We start from the raw sequence: 22,451 nt of genomic DNA on the forward strand, positions 1-22,451 counted from the left end.
GAGCCCCCGTCATCTCGCAGCACCCGTCGCGATGTCATAGCTGCCTGAGCCCGCGCAGGGTGGCGGCTACCAGAGGGCCGAGGGTCTCCAGGTGGTAGCCGCCCTCCTGCACCGCCACCGTCGGCACTCCCAGCCCGCCGAGCAGCCGTCCGGTCTCGAAGTAGCCCTCCCGGGTCACCCGCAGGGGGCTCTCCGGATCGTCCGCCGCTGCGTCCACGCCGAGCGAGACCACCAGCGCCTCCGCGCCGAAGGCCTGCGCCGCCTCGCACAACCGGGTCACCCCGGCCAGCCACACCGCGTCCCCCGACTCCGGGGCGACGGGGACGTTCAGGGTCGTCCCGCCGCCGGTCTCGTCGGCGAAGCCCACGTAGTGGGGGAACCAGCCCGCGCCCGGGTCGACGTGCACGCTGCCGTAGAAGACGTCGTCCCGTTCCCAGAAGATGGCCTGGGTCCCGTTGCCGTGGTGGGCGTCCACGTCGATGACGGCGACCTTCGCGCATCCCTCGGCCAGCAGCGTCGTCGCGGCGACGGCGGCGTTGTTCAGGTAGCACGAGCCGCCGTAGCCGTCGCGGGTCGCGTGGTGGCCGGGCGGACGGCAGAGGGCGTACACCAGGCCTTCGGAAGACACCCGCCGGGCCGCGGTCCACGCCGCGCCCGCCGCCGTCAGCGCCGCTTCCCAGGTCCCGGGGCCGACCAGGGTCATCGTGTCGTAGGCGTACCGGCCGGCCCGGCCGTGGACGGCGGCGGGCAGCCGGCCCGGCATGCCGCCGAGCATCGCCTCGGTGGGAAAGACGTAGGGCACCACCCGGTCCTGCGGGTAGCCCGCCGCGACCCACTCCCCGTACACGTCACGCAGATGCCGGAGCAGGCCTTCGGAGTGGACCGAGGTCAGGGCGCTCCAGGGCGCCTCCTCGGCGGGCACCCAGTCGGCGGCGACCGCGTCGCGGATCCGGTGCACCCGTTCGGCCACCTCCGTGCCCGGGGTGCGCAGGCCGATCCAGATCTCCGCCGACGGGTCGTGCCGCAGGGTCGCCGGCGACCAGACGCCGATCACGGGCGGAAGAAGCGGTCGAGCACCCGTACGCCGAACTCCAGCGCGCTGACCGGCACCCGCTCGTCCACCCCGTGGAACATCGCGTTGTAGTCGAACCCCCCGGGCAGCGCCAGCGGCGCGAACCCGTAGGTCACGACGCCGAGCTCGTGGAACGCCTTCGCGTCGGTGCCGCCGCTCATGACGTACGGGACGGGAAGCGCCTCGGGGTCCTCGGCCACCAGGGAGGCGCAGAGGGCGTCGAAGGTGGGGCCGCCGGGGTCGGCCTCGGGGGCGTCCTCGAAGCAGATGAACTCGCGGCTGATCTTCGGGCCCAGCAGGGAGTCGACGGTGGCCAGGAAGCCGTCCCGGGAGCCGGGCAGGAACCGGCCGTCGACCTGGGCGGACGCCGAGCCGGGGATGACGTTGACCTTGTATCCGGCCTCCAGCACCGTCACGTTCGCCGAGTTCCGCAGCACGTGGGCGAACAACTCGCCGACCTGGCCGAGCCGCCGGGCCTCGCCGTCGAGGTCCGACATGTCCAGCTCGCGGCCGAGCGCCCGGGAGATGCCGTCGAGCATGCTCACCACGCCGGGGGTGAGCTGGATCGGCCACTCGTACGACGCCAGCCGCGACAACGCGTGGCACATCTCGGCGACCGCGTTGTCGACCGCCCGGAGCGACCCGTGCTGGGCGACCCCCTTCGCGGTCAGCCGCATCCACGCCATGCCCTGTTCGCCGACCGCCACCGGGTAGATGCGGCGACCGTCGTGGACGACGCAGTAGCCGCCGTCCTCGCTGATCGCCTCGTGCACCCCCTCGAACAGATCGGCGTGCTGGCGCGCCAGGTAGTAGGACCCGTACTCCCCGGTCGCCTCCTCGTCGGCCGTGAAGGCCAGCACGACGTCGCGCGACGGCCGCACCCCGCGCGCCGCCCACTCCCGCACGAGGGCGAGCGTCATCGCGCAGGTGCCCTTCATGTCGACCGCGCCGCGTCCCCACACGACCCCGTCGACGATCTCGCCCGAGAACGGGTGGATCGCCCAGTCGCCGGCCATGGCGGGCACCACGTCGAGGTGTCCGTGGATCAGGAACGGGTCGGCGTCGGAGGAGCCGCGCACGCGGGCGACCACGTTCGACCGGCCCTTCGAGGTCTCCAGGATCGTGGCCGGCACCCCGGCGTCGGACAGCAGCGTCGCCACGTATTCGGCCGCGCCGCGCTCGCCCCGGCCCCGGTTGTCGCCCTCGTTGGTGGTGTCGATCCTGATCAGATCGGAGCAGATCGTCCCGACGTCGCTCATGGCAGGACACAGGCGGCATGGTGGCCGCGGTCGGCGGGCAGCACGGGCAGGTTCTCCTTCTCGCAACGTTCCGCCAGGTCGGCGGGGAGCCCGGCGGCGTAGGCCGGGCAGCGGGGGCGGAAACGGCAGCCGCCGGGGATGCGCGACGGATCGGGCGCCTCGCCCGTCAGCACGATCGGCTCCTGCCGGGCGATCTCCGGCACGACCGACAGCAGCGCCTTGGTGTACGGATGCCGCGGCGCCGTCAGCACCTCGGCCGTGTCGCCGGTCTCGACGATGCGGCCCAGATACATGACCGCCACGCGGTCGGCGATGTTCCACGCCAGCCCGAGGTCGTGGGTCACCACCAGCAACGACAACCCGAGTTCGGTCCGCAGCCGGAGCAGCAGCGCCAGGATCTCGCCGCGCACCGAGGCGTCCAGCGACGACACGGGCTCGTCGGCGACCAGCACGTCGGGTTCCAGCACGAGCGCCCCGGCGATCACCACGCGCTGCCGCTGGCCGCCGGACAGCTCGTGCGGGTAGCGGAGGAAGAACCGCTCCGGCGGGCGCAGCCCGGCCTTGGCGAGCGCGGCGGCGACGCGTTCGCGCTCGTCGCCGGGCACCTTGTGGATCCTGAGCCCTTCGGCCACGGCCTCGTAGACGGTGTGGCGGGGGTTCAGCGACCCGCTCGGGTCCTGGAGGACGAGCTGGACGTGCCGCCGGAACTCCTTCAGCCGGCGGTGGTCGAGCGGGCGGCCGGCGCATTCGACGGCGCCGGCGGAGGGGCGTACCAGCCCGAGAAGGGCGCGGGCCAGCGACGACTTGCCGCACCCGGACTCCCCGACCAGCGCGACGATCTCGCCGGAACCGATCTCCAGGTCGACCCCGTCGACCGCGCGGGCCGTGCCGAAGCGGACCTGGACGCCGCGTGCGGCCAGTGCGGTCATGACGCCTCCTCCGCGAGCAGGCAGGCGGCCCGCCGCCCGGCCTCGACCTGGACCAGCTCGACCTCGGCCTCGGCGCACCGGTCGAGGGCGACCGGGCACCGGGGGTGGAACGGGCAGCCCGGCGGGAGGTCGCCCGGATAGGGGGGATCGCCGGCGAGCCCGGCGGGGGCGTAGCGGAACCGGGGGTCGCCGACACGCGGGAACGCCCCGGCGAGCGCGCCGCTGTAGGGGTGGCGCGAGTCGTCGAACACCACCGAGGCCGGGCCCTCCTCGACGACCTTCCCGGCGTACATGACCGCGACCCGGTCACAGGTGGTGCCGAGCACCGACAGGTCGTGGGAGATCAGCACCAAGGCCAGCCCGAGGTCCCTGACCAGCCCCGACAGCAGTTCCAGCACCTGCGCCTGGACCATCACGTCGAGCGCGGTCGTCGGCTCGTCGGCGATGACGAGCCGGGGGCGGCAGGCCAGCGCGAGCGCGATCATGACCCGCTGCCGCTGGCCGCCGGAGAGCTGGTGGGGGTAGTCGCGGGCGCGCCGGGCCGGCAGCCCGACCTGCTCCAGCAGTTCGCCGACCCGCAGGTCGGCGGCCTTCCTGGACGTCTTGGGCTCGTGCAGGAGGATGGGCTCGGCGATCTGGCGGCCGATGGTCTGCACCGCGTTCAGCGAGTGCAGCGCCCCCTGGAAGACGATCGACGCGGTGGCCCACCTGATGGCGCGCAGGCGGCCGAACGACATCCCGTAGACGTCCTCTCCGTCGAGCAGCACCGACCCGCCGACCGTCGCCGACTTCGGCAGCAGCCGCAGCACCGCGTTGGTGATGGTCGACTTGCCGCACCCCGACTCGCCCGCGACCCCGAGCACCTCGCCCGGCGCGACGCTCAGCGAGACCCCGCGCACGGCCGGCACGTCTCCGGCGTAGGTGACCGACAGGTCCCGCAACTCCAGCAGGCTCATGACCCCTCCCGCAGACGTGGGTTCAGCACGACCTCCAAAGCCCGTCCGACCAGCGTGAACGCCAGCACGACCAGCACCACGCACAGGCCCGGGGGCAGCACGAACCACCATTCGCCGTTCGACATCGCCCCGGTCCCGTAGGCGTTGTCGAGGATGTAGCCCCACGACGGCCGCGTCGGATCGCCGAGCCCGAGGAACGAGAGCGTCGTCTCCGACAGGATCGCCACCGACACGGTCAAGACCACGTGGGCGAGCACGAGCGGCATCACGTTGGGCAGGATGTGCCGGGTCATCTGGTGCCAGTCGCCGCCGCCGAGCGCCCGCGCCCGTTCCATGTAGGGCCGCTCCCGCACGCTCAGCGTCTGCGCGCAGACCAGCCGGGCGGTGCCGGGCCACGACGTCACCCCGATGACGATGACGATGTTCAGCAGCGAGGCCCCGAGCACGGTGGCCATCACGATGGCCAGCGGCAGGAACGGGATGACCAGGAACCAGTCGGTGAGGCCCATCAGCGTCGAGCGGGCCCAGCCGCCGTAGAACCCGGCCATGATCCCGACGATCGTCCCGATGACGATGGCGATGGCGGTGGCGGCGAGCCCGACGATCAGCGACACCCGGGTGCCGTGGATGAGCAGGGTGAGCACCGACCGGCCGTTCTGGTCGGTGCCGAGCCAGTACTCGGCGGACGGCGCCGCGTGCGCCGGGGCGGTCGCCTTGGTGACGTCGAGCCCGGCGGGGTCGGCCAGCACCGAGGCGAACACGGCGACGAACCCGAAGAGGACCAGGATGCCCAGCCCGGCCAGGGCCGACCGGTGGGAGCGGAAGTCGGCCCAGAACCGGGCCGCCGTGGCGCGCCGCCGCTGCCAGGCGATGGCCGTCACCGGGTGCTCACCCGTGGGTCCAGTACGGCGTACAGCAGGTCCGCCAGCAGTGTGAACACGATCACCCCGAGGGAGAAGAGCAGGAACACCGCCTGCAGCAGGGGGATGTCGGGCCCGCGCAGCGCCTCGGCGGTGAGCAGCCCCAGACCGGGCCAGGAGAAGACGTACTCGACGGTGATGGCCCCGCCGATCACGAAGCCGAGGTTGAGGAAGATGAGCGTCATGGTCGGCAGCAGCGCGTTGGGCACCGCGTGCCGCCGCCTGACCAGGTCTTCGCGCAGGCCCTTGGCGCGGGCCAGCGTCAGGTAGTCCTGCCGCAGTTCGTCGACCAGCGACGCCCGCATGATCGAGGTGTACTCGGCCAGGTAGACGATGGCGAGCGCGGTCACCGGCAGCACCATGTGCCAGAGCGTGTCGACCGAGGTCGCGAGGAATCCCGACACGCCGACCGAGTTGATGCCGCCGCTCGGGAAGAACGGCAGCCACATGATCAGCATCATGCCGACCCAGAACTCCGGCATCGCGTAGAGCGTGTTGGTCGTGCCGGTCGTGATCCGGTCGAACCGCGACCCGCGCCGCCATCCGCTGCGGATGCCGAGCCAGACCCCGGCCAGCGCCGCCACCAGCACGGCGGTGCCGACGAGCAGCACGGTCGGCCAGACCCGTTCGCCGATGATCTCCCAGACCGGCCGGTTGAACCGGGTCGAGTTGATCGCCGAGGCGAACGGGTTGGAGAGGTATTCGACGAACTGCTCGCCCATGGGCCGGTTGAGCTGCTGCCGCAGCCGGATGAGCTGCTCGGGCGACATGTTCCGGCCTCGGGTGTAGAGGCCGATCGGGTCGCCCGGCAGCAGCCGGAACAGGAAGAAGTTGAAGACCACGACGAACAGCAGCGTGCCGATCGACCAGCCGACCTTCTTCAGGACGTAGCCGCGCACCGGCTACTCCCGGTCGTCGGCGGAGACCGACGAGCGCCGCCGCGTGACCAGGAACGCCGCGCCGGCCAGCACGACCACCCCGGCCACGATCCCGCCGATCAGCCCGCCGTTGACGCCGCCCGAAGAAGCGGCCTGCGGCTTCTCGGTGGCCGTGACGGGCGCCATCGTCAGATACGAGTGCACGCCGTACTGGAACAACAACGACCCGTCGGGGTCGGGCTGCGGGGTGAAGCCGGTCCAGCGGTCGCTCCGGTAGGCGACCAGGTCGTTGTAGTAATAGGTGATCGCGTACGCCGCGTCGTCGTAGACCAGCTGCTGCATGCGCTTGGCCAGCTCGGCGCGCTTCGCCTGGTCGGTCTCGCCGGCCTGCTGCTCGTAGAGCTCGTCGTAGGCGGGGTTGCAGTAGAAGGAGTCCGACAGGTCGGCGTAGATCGCGTCGCCGTCCTTGTAGCTGCGCTTTCCGCAGGTGAAGACCGACATCTGGTAGTCGGGGTCGGGTTCGACCACCCAGCCCCACTCGAACATGTCGTAGTCGCCCTGGCCGATCACCTCGGTGAGGGTGTCCTCCGACATCACCTTGACGGTGACGTCGATGCCGATCTCCTTCAGCCAGCTCTTCACGAACTCCGCGGTGCTCTGCGAGTCCTGCGACTCCTGCCGCGCGAACAGCCGCAGCGCGAACCGGGTGCCGTCGGCCTTCTTCGGATATCCGGCCGCGTCGAGGAGCTGGTTCGCCTTGGCCAGGTCGAAGTTCTGCGGGGCGGGCGGCGTGTAGTGCAGCAGCGGGTAGACCGGCGGGATGAAGGTGTCACCCGGCGATCCGTGCCCGTTGAGCACCCGGTCGACGAGGGTCCGCCGGTCGATGGCGTGCGAGATGGCGAGCCGGACCTGCTTGTTCTTCAGCGCCTCGTGGCCGTCGCCGATCGGGGTGCCGTCGGCCAGGGCCGCGCCGGTGTTGAAGGCGATCTCGTTGAAGCCGGAGTACTCCGAGCTGCGCGTCGTCACCCCCGGCTTGTCCTTGAGCGAGTTGAAGACGTTGCTCTGCAGGTCGTAGGCGAAGTCGATCTCGCCCCGGACCAGCGCCTGCGCCTCGGCGTCGGCGTTGGTGAACACCCGGAAGACCAGTTCGTCGAACTTCGGCGCGCCCCGCCAGTAGTTCTTGTTCGCGGCGAACCGGAGGTACTGCCCCTTGCGCCGCTCGACGAGCTGGAAGGGCCCGGAACCGACGACCGGCTGACCGTTCTGGGGTTCGTTCGCGTACGACTTGACCGCGTCCCCGTCGACGTCCTTCCAGACGTGCTCCGGCAGGATCGGCACGGCCAGCCGTTCCATGATGGGGGTCGGCTGCTTGACGTGCAGCACGAGGGTGGTGTCGTCGGTCGCCTCGGCCTTGTCGATGTTGACGACGTAGTTGCCGTAGTTGGTCTGCTCGAAGTCGCCGTCGATGATGCGGTTGAAGGTGTACGCGGCGTCGCGCGCGGTCAGCGGCTGCCCGTCCGACCACTTCACCCCGGATCTGATCTTGTACGTCCACGACTTCTTGTCCGGCGCCTCGCTGTAGGACTCGGCGAGGGACGGCTGGGGTGAGACGTCCTTGGCGCTGGAGGTGGTGAGGTAGTCGTACATGAGCGCGTAGGTCTCGTAGGCCTCCACGACGATGCCCGTGAACGGGTTCGTGGAGTCGACGTCCGACTGGATCCCGATCGTGAAAGTGACTTTCGGGGCGGCGGGCGTCGGGCTGAGGGGGGTGGACAGGAGCCCTCCGGCGAGTGCGAAGGTCAGTGCTTTGATGACGAAATGGTGCATATCGTCCTCCGGGGGCGGGAGTCGCTCCAAATCGGTACTGTCCTGCCATGACACACCCGGTAGTGCACAAACTGCACGGCATCGAGCGGATCGACGACCACGCCTGGATGAGAGACCCCGTGGCGGTACGAGACGTGCTCATCTCCGAGCGGCGGCGCTACGAGTCCCGGGTCGCCCACACCGCCCCCTTTCGGCAGCACCTCGCAGCCATAATGGCTGGACGGACGCCTGAGACTGAGTCTTCAGTCAGTTGGCGTCATGGGGCCTTTGTCTACTACACGCAGATTGACGCCGGAAGAGAGTTCGGCGAATTCAGACGAAAGCGTGATGCTTGCGACCAGGTCCTGCTTGACCTCGACGCGTTCGGCGACTACGTCGAACTGGGTGTGCGCGAGGTGTCGCCCGACGGGCGCTGGCTGGCCTACTCGATCGACGTGACCGGCGACGAGGTCTACGACCTGCGCTTCCGCTCTTTGGAAACGCTGGAGGACCTGCCGGTGAGCATCCCCGGCACCTATTACACGGGCGGCTGGGCCGATGGGTGGTTCTACTACACGGTGGTGGACGAGGTGTACCGCCCGTGCGAGGTGCGCCGCTACGACATCTCCACGGGCGCCGACGAGGTGGTGCTCCGCGAGGGCGACCGCCGGTTCGAGCTGACCGTGCGGGCGACCCGGTCGGGCACCCACCTGCTCATCACCGCCGCCAGCCGTGACACGACCGAGGTGTGGTCGGTGGTCGACGGGGTGCCCGAGTCGGTCGGCGGGCGCTGCCCGGGCGTCGAATACCGCTGCGACGCCACCCTCGACGGCCTGGTGACCTGGACCGACGACGGGCACTCGGAGTTCCGCGTGGTCGGCGTGCCGCCGCTGCCCGGGGAGCGCATCCTGTCGGTCGACTGCTTCGACGGCCACCGGGTGCTGACGCTGCGCCGGGGCGGCGACCCGCTGCTGCGGGTGCTCGGCGACGACGGGACGTCGTACGAGGTGCACCCTCCCGTGCCCTGTGGGCGGATCGCCCTGGTGCACAACGAGGAGTACCTGACCGATTCGGTGATCTTCGAGACGGGGTCGTACAGCGAGCCGACGCAGTGGTGGCGGCTGACGCTGGCGTCCGGCGTACGGAAGCTGCTGAAGGAGAACCCCCGCCACGACGGCTACCTGAGCGAACGCCTCTGGGCCCCCGCCCCGGACGGCGCGCTGATCCCCGTCACGGTGGTGCGCCGCGCCGACGTGCCGCTCGACGGCACCGCCCCCTGCCTGCTCTACGGCTACGGCGCCTACGAGGCGGTCTTCGAGCCGACCTGGGACGCGGCCCTGTCGGCCTTCCTCGACCAGGGCGCGGTCTTCGCGCACGCCCATGTCAGGGGCGGCGGCGAGATGGGCCGCGCCTGGTGGCAGGCCGGCCGCCTGTCCCGCAAGCCGACGACGTTCACCGACCACATCGCCGCCGCCGAGTTCCTGCTCGACGGCCACGTCTCGAAGATCGCCACCCGGGGCCTGTCGGCCGGCGGCCTCCTCCAGGCCGCCGTGTACGGCATGCGTCCCGACCTCTGGGCGGCGGTGGTGGCAGAGGTCCCCTTCGTGGACGTCGTCACCACGATGCTCGACGACACCATCCCCCTGACGGTCAACGAGTGGGAGGAGTGGGGCGACCCCCGCCGGTTGGAGGACTTCACCTGGATGCTGGCCTACTCCCCCTACGACAACGTCCCGAGCGGCGACCTGCCGCCGCTGCTGGTGACCGGCGCCGTCAACGACCCGCGCGTGCTGGTCCACGAGCCGGCCAAATGGGTGGCCAAGCTCCGCGCGAACGGCGCCGACCCGCTGTTCCGGGTGGAGGTGGAGGACGGCGGCCACTCCGGCCCGACCGGCCGCTACGCCCGCCTGCACTACGAGGCGGAGATCTTCTCCTTCGTCCTGGAGGCGCTGAAGAAGACGTGAACGACCCCGCCCGCGAGCAGCCCCCAGAACGCGGCCCCGACCCCGAGGAAACCGACGCCTGAGGCGGTCACCAGGAAGGTGATGATGGCCGCCTCCCCCTCGATGTTCCTGATGGCCGAGGTCAGCGCCCCGAGCAGGGCCAGCCCCGCCACCCCCTGGATGAGGATCGGCGGCGACTGCACCACGAACGAGGTCGCCACCGCCGCCGACAGCCCGAGGGCGATCATGGCGACCCCCGAGGTGGTGGACGCGATCCAGCGCCGCGCCGGATCGGGCTCGGCGTCCGGCCCGGCCGACAACGCCGCCGAGATGGCGGCGAGGTTGACGGCGTGCCCGCCGAACGGCGACGCGGCGGCCGACGCGATCCCGGTGACCCGCAGCGCCGCCGCCAGCGGAACCCGATAGCCGAACCCCGCCATGACGGCCATCCCCGGCACGTTCTGGGACGCCATGGTCACCAGGGACAGCGGCACCGCGATCGAGACCACCCCCTGGACCGTGAACCGCGGGGCCGTGAACGCGAGGTGCGGCCACCCGGCGTCGACGGGCGCGGCGATGAGCACGACCGCGACCACCAGCGCCGCCGGGACGGCCCACGTCCGGGCGAACCGCATCAGCACCAGCCAGACCAGCACGACCGGGATGGCGAGCGCCGGCACCTGGACGACCGCCTGCACCGGCGCCAGGCACAGGGGCAGCAGCACCCCCGCGAGCATGGCGGCGGCGATCGGCTGCGGGATCGTCGCGATCCACCGCCCGAGCGGCGTGAACAGCCCGGCGACCACGATCAGCGCCGACGAGACGAGGAACGCCCCGACGGCGGTGGCGAACCCGCCGTCGACCGCCCCGGTGGAGGCCAGCAGGGCCGCGCCGGGCGTGGACCAGGCGACGACGATCGGCATGCGATAGCGCAACGAGAGCCACATCGAGCAGACCCCCACGGCGAGACAGACCGCGAGCAGCCCGGAGGCGGCCTGGGCCGGGCTCGCCCCCACGGCCTGGAAGCCGCCGAGGAGGATCGCGAACGAACTCGCGAACCCGACGACGGCCGTGACGATGCCCGCGACGATGGGCTGGACCATGGGCGTTCCTCCAATCGTTCCGTAAACGGAACGCTTCCCGCGTGAGGGAGGATAGCCGACGTGGACGCCCAAGAGATAGGCCGCCGCCTCCGCGACCTGCGCGAGGCGAAGGGCATGTCGTTGTCGGCCCTGGCCAGGGCGGCCGGGGTGGGGAAGGCGACGATGTCCGGCCTGGAGACGGGGACGCGGAACCCGACCATGGAGACGTTGTGGAAGGTGACGGCGGCCCTGGAGGTCCCGCTGACGGCGTTGTTGTCTTCACCGGCGGTGCTGCCCGACGTGGCGGTCGAGGGGCGGCTGCTCGAATCGTTCACCGACGCGACGGTGACCTACGAGCTCTACCGCCTGGTCATCAAGGCGGGCGGCGCCCAGATCTCTCCGGCCCACGGCCCGGGCGTGACCGAACACCTGACGATCTTCAGCGGCGTGGCCGAGGTGGGGCCGGAGGCGGCACCGCTGACGGGCGGGCCGGGCGACCACCTGGTGTGGACGTCGGACACGCCGCACCTCTACGCGGCGAGGGGCCCGGAGGACGTGCAGGCGAGCCTGCTGATCCGCTACCCCTGAAGGGTCTCCCGCAGCTCCCGCTTAAGGATCTTCCCCAGCGAATTGCGCGGCAGCGCCTCGACGACCTCCAGCCGCTCGGGCAGCTTGTAGGAGGCGATCCCCTGGTCGCGCAGGAACTCCACCAGTGATTCGAGCGTCACCGACGTGTCGGGCTTGGCCACGACCATCGCGCACGCCTTCTCATTCAGCACCGCGTCCGGATATCCCACGATCGCCACCTCGGCCACGGCCGGATGTCCCGCGAGCAGCGCCTCCACCTCGGCCGGCGCGATGTTCATCCCGCCCCGGATGATCAGGTCCTTGGCCCGGTCGACGTACCGCAGATAGCGCCCCTGCGCGAGTTCGAACACGTCCCCCGTGATGAGATACCCGTCGTCGTCGAACGGGTCGGCCTCGGCCGTCCCCGCCAGATAGCCCGCGAACACGGTCGGCCCGGACAGCCGCAGCTCTCCGGGCACCCCTTCCTCCGTGACCTCGGTCCCGTCGTGCGAGAACAGCTTCACCGACGTCCCGCCGAGCGTCCCCGGCCACGAGGTGCCGGGAGCGTCGGGACGCGGGAAGTAACGTGCCCGGTCGTCAGGGTCGGGCATCGTCTCGGGGTCGGAAAGGAGCGCGATCCCCTCGTTCGAGCCGAAGAAGTTGATGATGGCGATCCCGTGCTTCTCCTGCCAGCCGCGCACCATCGGCGGCGGCAGCGGCGCCGACCCCGATCCGATCCGGGTGAGGGACGAGATGTCGAACTGCCCGAGCACCTCGGGCTTGTGCAGCAGCATCGTCAGCAGCGCGGGCGGCGCGAGGGTGTAGGTCACCCGTTCGGAGGCGACCTGCGTCAGGTAGACCGGCAGGTCGAAGGGGTGGTGCTGGATGAGGGCGAAGCCGGTCCGCAACCACGGCATGAAGACGCCGCCGATCCCGGCCATGTTGACCATCGGGAACGGGTTGAGCACCACGTCGGAGGGCCCGAGGCCGACGGCGTCGGCGCAGGTCCAGCCGACCGCGCCCCAGTCGTAGTGGCACCGCGGCACACCCTTGGGCGTCGCCTCGGTGCCCGACGTCCAGCAGATGGTCACGCAGTCGTTGGGGTCGACGTTCAGCGCGGCGAGGTGGGCGGCGAGCTTGCCGGCGTCGCCGGTGACGGTCTCCAGGTCGCCGCCCCATTCGAGGACCGTCTCGACGCCGATCTCGTGGACGACCTCCGCCCGGTCGGCCGACGTGACGAACACCGACGCGGAGGCGAGGGGGGTCAGCTGGGCGAGCTCGTAGCGCCGGAACTGCACCGGGAACGGGGTCACGATCGCCCCGACGCGCACCACGGCGAGCACGGTGACGGCCAGCTCGACCGAGTTCGGTAACTGGACGGCCACGACGTCGGAGGCGGCGACCCCGCGGTCGACGAGGACGGCGGCCACCCGGTCGACCTCGGCGTCGAGCTCGGCCCAGGTCAGCCGCTTGACCTCGGAACCGGCCATGAGGGCGGGCTTGTTCGGGGGGTCGGCCACGGCGAGGGCGGCAGGCCGTTCGGCAACGCGAGCCCGCAACATCCCGTCAATGGTGTCGTCAGTCCACCACCCGGCGGAGGTGTAGCGCTCGACGACATCTTTCGCGTGCAGCCTCATACCGGACTCCCGGACTCTTTGATTGTGCCCGGAACATTAGGCAACCCGGTCCCCAGGGTCAACGAGTTTCGGTTGATTCGTGTGGGTTAGGCGGAGGAGATCAGAAAGGAGGCCACGGATGGACCGCCGCACCACCGTCGAGCCGGATCAGGACCTGGACGTGATCACCGTGCTGACCCGTCAGCACGCTCTGATCAGGGATCTGTTCGATGCCGTGGAGCGCAGTCAGCCCGCCGACCGCAGGGAGACCTTCGGGAGGCTGGTGCGGCTGCTGGCCGTACACGAGGAGGCCGAGGAGGTCGTCGTGCACCCGGTCGCGCTGGCCCGCCTGAACGGCGGGGCAGAGATCGTGGCCAACAGGAGGAGGGAGGCAGGGCACGTCAGAGAGCTCATCAGAACCGTCGATCCGGATTCCCCCGATTTCACCCGCGACCTGGAAGTCCTCCGCGCGACGGTGTTCGCGCACGTCACCGCGGAGGAGAGGTACGAGTACGCCGCCCTGGACTCGGTGACCAGCGCGGCCGAACGCCATGTCATGGCCGAAGAGGTGAAGGAGACCTTCAGGCACTGATGTCGAAGTGCACCTCGCGGCGGGCGAGCACGCCGCCGCAGGCGGTGCACAGCAGGACGGGAGCGAGCCCGGCGCCGCAGGACTTGTGAGTGATGTCGAGTGTGGAACCCGGTGGCGTCGGGAGCTCCCGCTGGGCCCAGGCGACGAGGAACGCGAAGACCTCGAAGAAGGCCAGGCCCCGCTCGGTGAGGCGGTAGCCCGACTCGCAGGCGCGGAAGACGCCGAGGTCGACGAAGCGGCGCAGCCGGTCGGTCAGCACCGACGGCGCGATGCCCATCTCGGCCTGGAAGTCGCCGAACCGCTTCACGCCCAGGAAGGCGGCGGCCAGCACGTGGGTGGACCAGCGGTCGCCCAGGATCTCCATGGCGTCGGGGCAGTAGCCGAGGTAGTCGGGGCGGGGGCCCGCCGTGCGGCGGTGCTGGCGGGGGGCGTGCGCGCTGGCGAAGGTGGCGTTGGGGCCGCGGACGGTGTGGGTGCCGCGGGCGGTCATCACGTTGAGGCAGTGGCCGCAGCCCAGCACGGGGCGCGACTCGTGGCCGCAGACGTCGTGGATGAGCGGGGGCAGCTCGCGGTCGGTCCAGTCGCGTTCCCACGAGTAGATCGCGACCAGCAGCGACCACAGGTCGAGACCGCGCTGGGTGAGCCGGTATTCGTAGCGGATCCGGCCGTTGCGGTAGGCGGCGGTCTCGAAGATCCCGCAGGCCACCAGCTCCTTGAGGCGGGAGGCCAGCACCGATTCGCTGATGCCCAGTTCGTCGCGCCAGCCGGCGAAGGTGCGGACGTGGAGGAGGAAGGCCCGCTGGAGGATCATCAGGACCCACCGGTCGCCGAGGATCGTCAGCGCCCGCCCGATCGGGGTGAGCCGCTCTTCGGCCGGGGCCGAAGGTGGTGCGACCGTCAGGGTGGCCTCAGGCATGAGATTCCTGACAGGTGGTGCTGTGCATGTTTCCCCGCGCTTACTGGATGAACCCGAATATCCCACTCTAAGGGCACATTGACGAGCTGACTTCTTTATCCGTAGCGTCACTGTATGAAAGTTCTGGACGAATCAGGCGAAGACAACCCATACCTCCTGGGGGTGTACGCGCCTGTCCAGGAGGAGCTCACCGCTGACCAGCTGGAAGTCGTCGGCGAGATCCCGAGAGACCTCAACGGCGTCTACCTGCGCAACGGCCCCAACGCCCGCTTCCCCATGCGGGGCCGCTACCACTGGTTCGACGGCGACGGCATGGTGCACGCCGTGCACTTCGAGAACGGCGCCGCCCGCTACCGCAACCGGTGGGTGCGCACGAGGGCGTTCGAGGCCGAGAGCGCGGCCGGCCGGGCGTTGTGGACGGGCGTCATGGAGAACCCCAAGGACAACCCGTTCGGCAACACGCGGGGGCTCAACCTGAAGGACTCCGCCAACACCGACATCGTGTTCCACCAGGGCCGGCTGCTCACGACGTGGTACCTGTGCGGGTCCCCGTACACGATGGACCCCCTGTCGCTGGAGACGCTCGGCGCGCAGACCTTCCTCGACACGCTGACCGGCGACGTGATGGCCCACCCGAAGGTCGACGAACGGACCGGGGAACTGTTCTGGTTCGACTACGGGCCCAAACCGCCGTTCCTCCGGTACGGGGTGGTCGGCCCCCAGGGCACCGTCGACCACGTGGTCGACCTCGACCTGCCGGGCGCCCGGCTCCCCCACGACATGGCGATCACCGAGAATCACGCGATCCTCATGGACCTGCCGCTGTACCAGGACCTCGACGCCGCCCGCCGGGGGCGCTACAAGCTGACCTTCGACCGGTCGCTGCCGTCGCGGTTCGGGGTGATCCCGAAGCGGGGCCGGGCCGACCAGATCCGGTGGTTCGAGGCCAAGCCCTGCTACATCTACCACGTGGTCAACGCGTGGGAGGAGGGCGGCGAGATCGTCATGGACGTCTGCCGCGTCGCCCGCCCGGCCCCCAGCGGCGGCGGCAGCGTGCTCGCCCGCATGATCAGCTACCTCAAGCTCGACGCCCGCATGTACCGCTACCGCTTCGACCTGACCACGGGCGCCACCTCCGAGGAGTACGTCGACGGCGACCACAACACCGAGTTCCCCTCGATCGACCTCCGGACGACCGGCCGCAGGTCCCGCTACGCCTACAACGTCTCCGTCAAACAGGCCCCCACCAACCTCTTCGACGGCCTGGTGAAGTACGACAACCTGACCGGCACGAAGCAGACCTACCACTTCGGCGAGCACCGCTACGGCAGCGAGGCCCCCTTCGCCCCCCGCGACGGCTCGGCCGGGGAGGACGACGGCTACCTGGTCACCTTCGTCACCGACGAACGGGAGGGCCGCTCCGAGGTCCAGGTCCTGGACGCCTCGGACATCACGAAGGGCCCGGTCGCCCGGGTGCTGCTCCCGCAGCGGGTGCCCCTCGGCTTCCACGCCACCTGGGTACGGTCCGACCAGCTCCCCTGATCGTCCACGAACGAAGAACGGCTCCAGATGCTCAGCGTTTCCCTCGGCCTGTGGCAGGACCGGCCGGCCTCCGACGCCCTGCTCACCGCCAAGGCGGCCGACGACCTCGGCTATCCCGGACTGTGGATCGGCGAGATGGCCACCTACGACGCCTTCGCCCTGGCCACCGCCGTCGGCCTGGCCACCGAACGCATCGCCCTGACCCTCGGCCCCTTCGCGGTCGCGGTCCGCGACCCGATGATGATCGCCATGGGCGTGGCCTCGGTCGCCGACCTGGTCAAGCGGCGGGTGGACGTCGCGATCGGCACCTCCAGCCCGCTCGTGGTCGAGAAGTGGCACGGCCGCCCCTACGCGGGCTCGGCGCGGGCGCTGGCCGAGCAGGTGGAGGTGCTGCGCGGCCTGCTCGACGGCGAGAAGTCGGCGCACGCCCGCTCGTCGGGGTATCGGCTCAGGCTCGACCCGCCGCGCTCGACGGTCACGGTCGCCGCCTTCGGCCCGCAGGCGGTGCAGATCGCCGCCACGGCCGGCCGCATGGTCCTCAACCTGATCACCCCCGCGTCGGCCGCCCGGCTGATCGGCGACTTCCGCGCCGCGGGCGGCACGCGGGTGACGGCGTGGGTGACCGCCTCCGCGAGCAGGGATGCGGCCGCGATGGAGCAGCTCCGCCGCGGCGTCGTGGGCTACCTGGCCGCCCCCGGCTACGGCGAGATGTTCACCGAGGCCGGGTTCGGCGACGTCGTGGCGTTCGCCCGCACCCGCCCGCACCCCCGGGAGCTGCTCGCCGAGATCCCCGACGAGCTGCTCGAATCGGTCGGGCTGCTCGGCCCCACCGCCGAGAAGCGGCTGGCCGAATATCGGGACGCGGGAGTCGACGAGATAGCCGTGATACCCGCGAGCACCGACGGCGACCCCGGCGGGGCCGCGACGCTCAGGGAACTGCAGGCCCTGGGCGCACGTTGAGGATCCATCGTCCAGTATTGAGATGCATCGCGAATGATCCGAAGGGGCCCCAATGTCGCCACTCGCCAAGTACTACGTCGGTGCGGGCATCGGTTCGCTGCTCGCCATCTGGCTGCTGCCCGGACTCATCTCGTTCCTGGTGGTGGTCGGGCTCCTCGGGGCGCCCGTCGTCGCCTGGTTCATGCTCGACGAATCACAGCGGCGGCGCATTCTTCGCCTGCGCCGCCGGGGCATCGGCCGCTAGCTAGGCCGCCGCGACCTGGGCGTGAACCCGGTCGGTGACCCGCCGTTCGAAGTAGAACGACAGGAACGGCACCGTCCCGGCGAGCATCACGCCCAGGATGTAGCCCCACGACCAGCGGGCCTTCAGGCCCAGGTTGATGGTGGCGACCAGATAGACCATGTAGAGGAAGCCGTGGATCGGCGAGATGATCTGCGACGGCCCGGGGATGTCGAACCCGTAGCGCAGGACCATCCCGGTCACGAGCACGAGCAGCATGCAGCCCACGATGTAGGCCATCACTCGAAACGGCTTGAGGGCTGATTCCACGGTCACGTCTCCGGCTCGGGTTCGGGGTCAACAGATCGTACGGTGTGGCGTGCGGTCTCTCTCACGGCGTCGCGGACGAAGTGGAACCACATGTAGACCGCGAACGCCGCGAAGATCCACCATTGGGCCGCGTAGGCCAGGTTGCGCCAGGTCAGCGCGGCCCCCTGGGTGGGGGCGGGCACGGCCACCGGGGTGGCCGACAGGGCGGGCGTCTGCTCGGTGGCCACGACGAAGCCGTCGCGCACGTCGCCCGTCCACAGGTTGATCAGCTCGGCCGTCGAGACCGTGGCGACCTGCCCGGCGGGCAGCGTGCCCCCGCGCTGGACCGCGTCGGACTGGTCGGGCGCCCGCAGCCGGCCGGTCACGCTCACCTGACCCGCCGGGACGGCCGCGGCGGGGTCGTCGGGGGAGGCCACCCAGCCGCGTACCACCGGCATGGTCGAGCCGTCGGTGAGGGTCAGCGGGGTGAGCAGCCAGAACCCCTGGCCGGCCGAGGCGCGGCCCCCGGGGGCGGCGACGTCGGGCTCGCGGTCGGCGACCAGAAGCTGCGCGCCGGCGTCGTAGGTGCCGGTCGCGGTGACCCGGCGGCCGATCTCGTCGGCGGTGACGCGCTCACCGGGTTTGCTGAGCTCGGTCAGCGCGACGGGGGCCGGGTCGGCGGCGGCCCGGGGTTGCCCGGAGTCGGTGAAGACGCCGAGCTGCCAGCGGCCGAGCAGGACGAAGGCCACCAGAACCCCGATCACCAGCAGGTGGAGGCCCACCAGCCGGGGAGCGAACAGGGTGCGCAGCATGACTCACAAGGTATCCGCCTTGCACACCGGTCCCGGCCATGGGGCCGGATTCCGCAAAACTAGCAATAACGACATATTGGTGTCTCGTGGGCATGGTGTGTCGCTAGAGTTCGTGACATGTCTGACCCACAGGTTGACCCGGCCGGGAACACGCAGGCCTTCCGCGCCTTCGCCCGCAACCAGGAAGAGGCCGCGCAGGAGGCCCAGCAGCAGGAGTCGTCGCGCCTGCCCCTCTACATCGCCCTGGGCGTCGCCCTGGTGATCGTGGTGGCGGTCGTCGGCTACTTCGCCTTCGTGGCCTAGGAAGACCTCCGCGAGCAGAACCGCCGGCGACCGCGCCCGCCGGCGGTTTTGACATGCCCGGCTAGTCCCGGACGACCAGCGCGCTGCCCCCGCCCCGTCGGGTGGGCTCGGCGACGGCCTGGACCTTGCCGTGCTTCAGGAACTCCAGCGCGGTCGCGGCGCCGATCTCCGGGGTGACCGCGAACGTGTGGCCCTTGGCGGTCAGCTCGGCGCCGTAGCGGTCGATGAAGGCCTGCTCGGCCTGGGTCGCCGCGATGTTGCGCTGCGAGGCGCGCGGGGCGGCCACGGCGTCGGGCAGCGACATGCCGAACGTGAAGCGGTTGAGCAGGATCTGCAGGACCGTCGTGATGATCGTCGCGCCGCCGGGCGAGCCGACCGCCAGCAGCGGCCTGCCGTCCTTGAGCACGATCGTCGGGGCCATCGAGGAGCGCGGGCGCTTGCCCGGGGCGGGCAGGTTGGGGTCGTTCGGCGCGGGGCCGAAGCTGAAGTCGGTCAGCTCGTTGTTGAGCAGGAGGCCCCGGCCGGGCACCACGATGCCCGAGCCGCCGGTCTGCTCGATGGTGATGTTGTACGCCGCCACGTTGCCCCACCGGTCGGAGGCGACCAGGTGGGTGGTCTCGGGCCCTTCGGGCTGCTGCTCCTTGGTCTCGGGCGCGGGAGCGGGCGCGGCGCAGGGGCCGTAGACGCCGTCGGGCTGACCGGGGGCGGCCGGGTGGGGCAGCGCGGTGTCGCCGATCAGGCAGGCCCGCTCCTTGGCGAAGCCCTCCGACAGGAGCTGTTTCAGCGGGACGTCCACGAACGCCGGGTCGCCGACGTAGGCGTTGCGGTCGGCGAAGGCCAGGCGGCTGGCGTCGAGGTACTCGCTCAGCCCGGCCGGGCCCACGTTCTCCAGGATGTTGAGCGCCTCTCCGACGGTGGAGCCGCCGGAGGACGGCGGGGCCATGCCGTAGACGTCCAGGCCGTTCCAGCGGACCCTGGTCGGCTCGGGGGTGAGCGCCCGGTAGGCCCGCAGGTCGGAGACCTCCATCAGGCCCGGCCGCACGTTCCGGGCCGAGCCGGGGGTGACGGGCGGGTTCTTGACGGTGGCGACGATCTCCTGGCCGAGCTTCCCGCCGTAGAGCCAGGAGGGGCCCCGGTCGGCGAGCTCCTGGTAGGTGCGGGCCAGGTCGGGGTTGCGGAAGGTCGAGCCGACCGGCGGCGGGGCGCCGCCCGGCAGGTAGAGGGCGGCCGTCGAGGTGAAGTCGGCGAAGCGGGCCGCGTTGGCGGCGGTCTGGTCGTGGAAGGTCTGGTCGACGGGGAAACCCCTGCGGGCCAGGTCGACGGCGGGCTTCAGGGCCTTCTTCAGCGAGATCGTGCCGTGGCGGCGCAGCGCCAGGTCCCACTGGGCCACCGAGCCGGGCACGCCGACCGACAGACCGCTGGTGACGGCCTGGTCGAAGGGGATGCCCTCGAAGGTCGAGGCGGTCATCTTCGCCGGGGCGGTCTCGCGGCCGTCGACGGTGACCACGCGGCGCGACCGCGCGTCGTAGTAGACGATGAAGCCGCCTCCGGCCAGCCCGGCCGAGTAGGGCTCGGTGACCCCGAGCGCGGCGGCTCCGGCGACGACGGCGTCCATGGCGTTCCCGCCGTCCTTCAGCACGCCGAGGGCGACCTTGCTGGCCTCCAGGTCGACGGTGGCCACCGCCCCGCCGTAACCCTCGGCCACGGGTTTCTTCTCCACCTGAGGCCGGGCCTGGGCGGGCGGCGCGACGAGCGCCCCCATGACGACTATCCCGAGCGCGGCGCCTGTGACGCGTCTCATGGTCACCTCCACTTTGCGATCATCCAAGGATGACCGGACATGTCAAGGCCCGGTACGCCCCGAGGTGTAGTGCGGGCTTCCCCCGCTGATGGATGTCATGCCCGCTGAGGTCGCCTAACGTGACACCGTGGTCGAGCGCAGAGATGTGGTGCACGCCATCGCCGCGGCGGTGGTGCAGACCGTCGCGTCCGTGGGCGCCCAGTGGGCCCAGCCCGACCGCACCCCGCTCGACTGGCGCGGCTACCTGCTGCTGCTCGTCGGCCCGGCGATGATCCTGGCGATGCGGCGGCGGCCGACCGTGGCGATGGCCGTCACCCTGGTGGCGACCTGGGTGTTCCTGCTGTTCGGCTTCGTCTACGGGCCGGTGTTCCTGACGCCCATCATCATGATCGTCCACACCCTGGTCTCCGGGCACCGGCGGCCGGCCTGGGCGTGGGGCATGGCCACCCTCCTGTTCATGATCGTCTACACGACGTGGCTGGTCTCCGGCCCGCCCCGGGGCTGGTATCACAACCTCGCCGTGGCCGCGTTCCTGTTCCTGGTGCTCACCTTCGCCGAGTGGCTGCGGGCCTTCCGCGAGCGCCGGGCCGAGAAGGCGCAGAAGGCCGCCGAGGAGGAGCGCCGGCAGGCCAGCGAGGAGCGGCTGAGCATGGCCCAGGAGCTCCACGACGTGCTGGCGCACAACATCTCGCTCATCCACGTGCAGGCCTCGACCGCGCTGCACCTCATCGAGACCCATCCCGAGCAGGCCCGCAGCGCCCTGTCGACGATCAAGACGGCGTCCAAGGACGTGCTGAGCGAGATGCGCGGCGTGCTCGACGTGCTGCGCGAGGGCGCGCCCCGGAACCCGACCGCCGGGCTCGACCGCCTCGACGACCTGGCCGACCGCAGCTGCCTCGACGTGAAGGTCGTCCGGACGGGGCAGGTCAGGCAGGTCCCCCACGGGCCCGACCGGGCCGCCTACCGGATCGTCCAGGAGTCCCTCACCAACGTGACGCGGCACGCCCCCGGCTCGTCGGTGGTGGTCTGCCTCGACTACGGAGACGACACCCTGCGCGTCACGGTCACCGACGACGGCGCCGGGAAACGCGACGCGGTCACCGACCTGGGCGGCGGCAACGGCATCCCCGGCATGCGCGAACGCGCCTCGGCCCTGGGCGGCTCGCTGACGGCGGGCCCTCACGACGGCGGTTTCCGCGTCGCGGCGACCCTCCCGATCCCCGCCAAGGAGAAGTCATGACCCGGCCCGCCCAAGAAGCGACCGTGATCAGGATCCTGCTGGCCGACGACCAGGCCCTCGTCCGGGCCGGGTTCCGGGCGCTGCTCGACGCGCAGGAGGGCATGAAGGTGGTCGCCGAGGCCGGCGACGGGGCCGAGGCGGTGCGGCTGGCCGGGGAGCACTCCCCCGACGTGGTGCTGATGGACATCCGGATGCCCGGCACCGACGGCTTGACGGCCGTCCGGCTGATGCCGCCGGGGCCGAAGGTGGTCATGCTGACCACCTTCGAGCTCGACGAGTACGTCTTCGAGGCACTGCGCGGCGGCGCGAGCGGCTTCCTGGTCAAGGACACCGAACCGGCCGAGTTGATCCAGGCCGTCAGGGTGGTCGCGGGCGGCGCGGCGCTGCTGTCGCCCGGGGTGACCCGGCGGCTGATCGCCGAATACGCGTCGCGGGCCAAGGCGCCGGTCGTGCCGAAGGAGCTGGGCTCGCTCACCGAGCGGGAACGCGAGGTGCTCGCCCTGGTCGGCAACGGACTGACCAACGACGAGATCGCCGGGAGGTTGTTCATGTCGCCCGCGACGGCGAAGACCCATGTCAGCCGGGCGATGATGAAGCTCGGTGCGCGCGACCGGGCCCAGCTCGTGGTGATCGCCTATGAATCCGGCCTGGTCAGGCCGGGCTGGACGTGATGAAATAGCCGGGTAAGCGCTTTCCGTACTGGCGGCCAGGTGCGGAGGGAGTGGCAT

The 22,451-nt window shown here is 71.0% G+C and carries 22 protein-coding genes; 9 read left to right on the forward strand and 13 right to left on the reverse strand.

All coding sequences use genetic code 11. The features are described from left to right. Positions 1–34: 34 nt before the first annotated feature. Genes QSK34_RS31525 through QSK34_RS31555 form a run of 7 tightly spaced genes read right to left on the reverse strand, consistent with a single transcriptional unit; the run spans position 35 to position 7,841 of the window. The gene (locus QSK34_RS31525) at positions 35–1,054 is read right to left on the reverse strand and encodes an arginase family protein (protein WP_285589483.1); all 1,020 of its coding nucleotides are present in this window, start codon (positions 1,052–1,054) and stop codon (positions 35–37) included. Beyond that, complete coding sequence (locus tag QSK34_RS31530) at positions 1,051–2,331, reverse strand: M20/M25/M40 family metallo-hydrolase (protein WP_285589485.1); 1,281 nt, start codon at positions 2,329–2,331, stop codon at positions 1,051–1,053. The genes QSK34_RS31525 and QSK34_RS31530 overlap by 4 nt, the downstream gene beginning before the upstream one ends. Continuing rightward, positions 2,328–3,260, reverse strand: a complete 933-nt coding sequence (locus QSK34_RS31535; protein WP_285589487.1) for an ABC transporter ATP-binding protein — start codon at positions 3,258–3,260, stop codon at positions 2,328–2,330. Before QSK34_RS31535 ends, QSK34_RS31530 begins: the two co-directional genes overlap by 4 nt. Then, positions 3,257–4,216: an ABC transporter ATP-binding protein gene (locus tag QSK34_RS31540; protein WP_285589488.1), complete on the reverse strand. Its 960-nt coding sequence runs from the start codon at positions 4,214–4,216 to the stop codon at positions 3,257–3,259. The genes QSK34_RS31535 and QSK34_RS31540 overlap by 4 nt, the downstream gene beginning before the upstream one ends. Then, a complete protein-coding gene (locus tag QSK34_RS31545; RefSeq protein WP_285589490.1) occupies positions 4,213–5,097 on the reverse strand; it encodes an ABC transporter permease in 885 nt (294 codons plus the stop codon). The genes QSK34_RS31540 and QSK34_RS31545 overlap by 4 nt, the downstream gene beginning before the upstream one ends. Continuing rightward, positions 5,094–6,035, reverse strand: coding sequence for an ABC transporter permease (locus tag QSK34_RS31550; protein WP_202610336.1), 942 nt, complete (start codon positions 6,033–6,035; stop codon positions 5,094–5,096). The genes QSK34_RS31545 and QSK34_RS31550 overlap by 4 nt, the downstream gene beginning before the upstream one ends. Before the next feature lie 3 nt (positions 6,036–6,038). Beyond that, a complete protein-coding gene (locus tag QSK34_RS31555) occupies positions 6,039–7,841 on the reverse strand; it encodes an ABC transporter substrate-binding protein (protein WP_285589493.1) in 1,803 nt (600 codons plus the stop codon). Positions 7,842–7,888: 47 nt separating this feature from the next. On the opposite strand from QSK34_RS31555, the gene QSK34_RS31560 reads away from it, so the two are divergent. After that, positions 7,889–9,784 carry a prolyl oligopeptidase family serine peptidase gene (locus QSK34_RS31560; protein WP_285589496.1) on the forward strand — a complete coding sequence of 632 codons (1,896 nt, stop codon included), beginning with the start codon at positions 7,889–7,891 and terminating at the stop codon, positions 9,782–9,784. On the opposite strand, the gene QSK34_RS31565 is transcribed toward QSK34_RS31560, so the two are convergent. Beyond that, the gene (locus tag QSK34_RS31565) at positions 9,733–10,866 is read right to left on the reverse strand and encodes a benzoate/H(+) symporter BenE family transporter (protein ID WP_285589499.1); all 1,134 of its coding nucleotides are present in this window, start codon (positions 10,864–10,866) and stop codon (positions 9,733–9,735) included. The genes QSK34_RS31560 and QSK34_RS31565 overlap by 52 nt on opposite strands. Positions 10,867–10,926: 60 nt before the next feature. Between QSK34_RS31565 and QSK34_RS31570 the strand changes: the two genes are divergently transcribed. After that, on the forward strand, positions 10,927–11,433 hold the full coding sequence (locus tag QSK34_RS31570; RefSeq protein WP_285589501.1) for an XRE family transcriptional regulator: 507 nt from the start codon (positions 10,927–10,929) through the stop codon (positions 11,431–11,433). On the opposite strand, the gene QSK34_RS31575 is transcribed toward QSK34_RS31570, so the two are convergent. Continuing rightward, on the reverse strand, positions 11,424–12,974 hold the full coding sequence (locus tag QSK34_RS31575) for a class I adenylate-forming enzyme family protein (protein WP_285589503.1): 1,551 nt from the start codon (positions 12,972–12,974) through the stop codon (positions 11,424–11,426). The genes QSK34_RS31570 and QSK34_RS31575 overlap by 10 nt on opposite strands. A gap of 193 nt (positions 12,975–13,167) precedes the next feature. Between QSK34_RS31575 and QSK34_RS31580 the strand changes: the two genes are divergently transcribed. Beyond that, positions 13,168–13,620, forward strand: coding sequence for a hemerythrin domain-containing protein (locus QSK34_RS31580; protein ID WP_285589505.1), 453 nt, complete (start codon positions 13,168–13,170; stop codon positions 13,618–13,620). On the opposite strand, the gene QSK34_RS31585 is transcribed toward QSK34_RS31580, so the two are convergent. Beyond that, positions 13,610–14,536: a winged helix-turn-helix transcriptional regulator gene (locus QSK34_RS31585; protein ID WP_285589507.1), complete on the reverse strand. Its 927-nt coding sequence runs from the start codon at positions 14,534–14,536 to the stop codon at positions 13,610–13,612. The two genes, QSK34_RS31580 and QSK34_RS31585, sit on opposite strands and share 11 nt — an antisense overlap. A gap of 114 nt (positions 14,537–14,650) precedes the next feature. On the opposite strand from QSK34_RS31585, the gene QSK34_RS31590 reads away from it, so the two are divergent. The 3 genes from QSK34_RS31590 to QSK34_RS31600 are packed head-to-tail and all read left to right on the forward strand — an operon-like array spanning position 14,651 to position 17,282. Next, the gene (locus QSK34_RS31590; protein ID WP_285589509.1) at positions 14,651–16,078 is read left to right on the forward strand and encodes a carotenoid oxygenase family protein; all 1,428 of its coding nucleotides are present in this window, start codon (positions 14,651–14,653) and stop codon (positions 16,076–16,078) included. Positions 16,079–16,105: 27 nt separating this feature from the next. Then, a complete protein-coding gene (locus tag QSK34_RS31595) occupies positions 16,106–17,038 on the forward strand; it encodes an LLM class F420-dependent oxidoreductase (protein WP_285589511.1) in 933 nt (310 codons plus the stop codon). A 52-nt stretch (positions 17,039–17,090) separates the two neighbouring features. Further along, complete coding sequence (locus QSK34_RS31600; RefSeq protein ID WP_030451175.1) at positions 17,091–17,282, forward strand: tail-anchor membrane protein; 192 nt, start codon at positions 17,091–17,093, stop codon at positions 17,280–17,282. On the opposite strand, the gene QSK34_RS31605 is transcribed toward QSK34_RS31600, so the two are convergent. After that, positions 17,283–17,594, reverse strand: a complete 312-nt coding sequence (locus tag QSK34_RS31605) for a DUF3817 domain-containing protein (RefSeq protein WP_034383168.1) — start codon at positions 17,592–17,594, stop codon at positions 17,283–17,285. Continuing rightward, positions 17,591–18,379 (reverse strand): SURF1 family protein, encoded by a 789-nt coding sequence (locus QSK34_RS31610; RefSeq protein WP_161481525.1) that lies wholly within the window; start codon positions 18,377–18,379, stop codon positions 17,591–17,593. The genes QSK34_RS31605 and QSK34_RS31610 overlap by 4 nt, the downstream gene beginning before the upstream one ends. 117 nt (positions 18,380–18,496) lie before the next feature. On the opposite strand from QSK34_RS31610, the gene QSK34_RS31615 reads away from it, so the two are divergent. Continuing rightward, positions 18,497–18,682, forward strand: coding sequence for a hypothetical protein (locus QSK34_RS31615; protein WP_030451178.1), 186 nt, complete (start codon positions 18,497–18,499; stop codon positions 18,680–18,682). A 61-nt stretch (positions 18,683–18,743) separates the two neighbouring features. On the opposite strand, the gene ggt is transcribed toward QSK34_RS31615, so the two are convergent. Continuing rightward, on the reverse strand, positions 18,744–20,483 hold the full coding sequence (gene ggt / locus QSK34_RS31620; RefSeq protein WP_502875554.1) for a gamma-glutamyltransferase: 1,740 nt from the start codon (positions 20,481–20,483) through the stop codon (positions 18,744–18,746). Between the two features lie 127 nt (positions 20,484–20,610). Between ggt and QSK34_RS31625 the strand changes: the two genes are divergently transcribed. Both QSK34_RS31625 and QSK34_RS31630 read left to right on the forward strand, forming a co-directional pair. Next, on the forward strand, positions 20,611–21,723 hold the full coding sequence (locus tag QSK34_RS31625; protein WP_285589514.1) for a sensor histidine kinase: 1,113 nt from the start codon (positions 20,611–20,613) through the stop codon (positions 21,721–21,723). A gap of 23 nt (positions 21,724–21,746) precedes the next feature. Continuing rightward, a complete protein-coding gene (locus QSK34_RS31630; protein WP_030451181.1) occupies positions 21,747–22,394 on the forward strand; it encodes a response regulator transcription factor in 648 nt (215 codons plus the stop codon). Positions 22,395–22,451 lie beyond the last annotated feature (57 nt).

This window comes from Herbidospora sp. NBRC 101105 (genome assembly GCF_030269205.1).
GTDB lineage: Bacteria > Actinomycetota > Actinomycetes > Streptosporangiales > Streptosporangiaceae > Herbidospora > Herbidospora solisilvae.

What these genes read in the sequence shown, in the direction of transcription:
- QSK34_RS31530 (WP_285589485.1), bottom strand. Translation starts at nt 2,331, where the DNA reads ATGAGCGACGTCGGGACGATCTGCTCCGATCTGATCAGGATCGACACC.
- QSK34_RS31535 (WP_285589487.1), bottom strand. Translation starts at nt 3,260, where the DNA reads ATGACCGCACTGGCCGCACGCGGCGTCCAGGTCCGCTTCGGCACGGCC.
- QSK34_RS31540 (WP_285589488.1), bottom strand. Translation starts at nt 4,216, where the DNA reads ATGAGCCTGCTGGAGTTGCGGGACCTGTCGGTCACCTACGCCGGAGAC.
- QSK34_RS31555 (WP_285589493.1), bottom strand. Translation starts at nt 7,841, where the DNA reads ATGCACCATTTCGTCATCAAAGCACTGACCTTCGCACTCGCCGGAGGG.
- QSK34_RS31560 (WP_285589496.1), top strand. Translation starts at nt 7,889, where the DNA reads ATGACACACCCGGTAGTGCACAAACTGCACGGCATCGAGCGGATCGAC.
- QSK34_RS31565 (WP_285589499.1), bottom strand. Translation starts at nt 10,866, where the DNA reads ATGGTCCAGCCCATCGTCGCGGGCATCGTCACGGCCGTCGTCGGGTTC.
- QSK34_RS31575 (WP_285589503.1), bottom strand. Translation starts at nt 12,974, where the DNA reads ATGTTGCGGGCTCGCGTTGCCGAACGGCCTGCCGCCCTCGCCGTGGCC.
- QSK34_RS31580 (WP_285589505.1), top strand. Translation starts at nt 13,168, where the DNA reads ATGGACCGCCGCACCACCGTCGAGCCGGATCAGGACCTGGACGTGATC.
- QSK34_RS31585 (WP_285589507.1), bottom strand. Translation starts at nt 14,536, where the DNA reads ATGCCTGAGGCCACCCTGACGGTCGCACCACCTTCGGCCCCGGCCGAA.
- QSK34_RS31590 (WP_285589509.1), top strand. Translation starts at nt 14,651, where the DNA reads ATGAAAGTTCTGGACGAATCAGGCGAAGACAACCCATACCTCCTGGGG.
- QSK34_RS31595 (WP_285589511.1), top strand. Translation starts at nt 16,106, where the DNA reads ATGCTCAGCGTTTCCCTCGGCCTGTGGCAGGACCGGCCGGCCTCCGAC.
- QSK34_RS31600 (WP_030451175.1), top strand. Translation starts at nt 17,091, where the DNA reads ATGTCGCCACTCGCCAAGTACTACGTCGGTGCGGGCATCGGTTCGCTG.
- QSK34_RS31610 (WP_161481525.1), bottom strand. Translation starts at nt 18,379, where the DNA reads ATGCTGCGCACCCTGTTCGCTCCCCGGCTGGTGGGCCTCCACCTGCTG.
- QSK34_RS31615 (WP_030451178.1), top strand. Translation starts at nt 18,497, where the DNA reads ATGTCTGACCCACAGGTTGACCCGGCCGGGAACACGCAGGCCTTCCGC.
- ggt (WP_502875554.1), bottom strand. Translation starts at nt 20,483, where the DNA reads ATGAGACGCGTCACAGGCGCCGCGCTCGGGATAGTCGTCATGGGGGCG.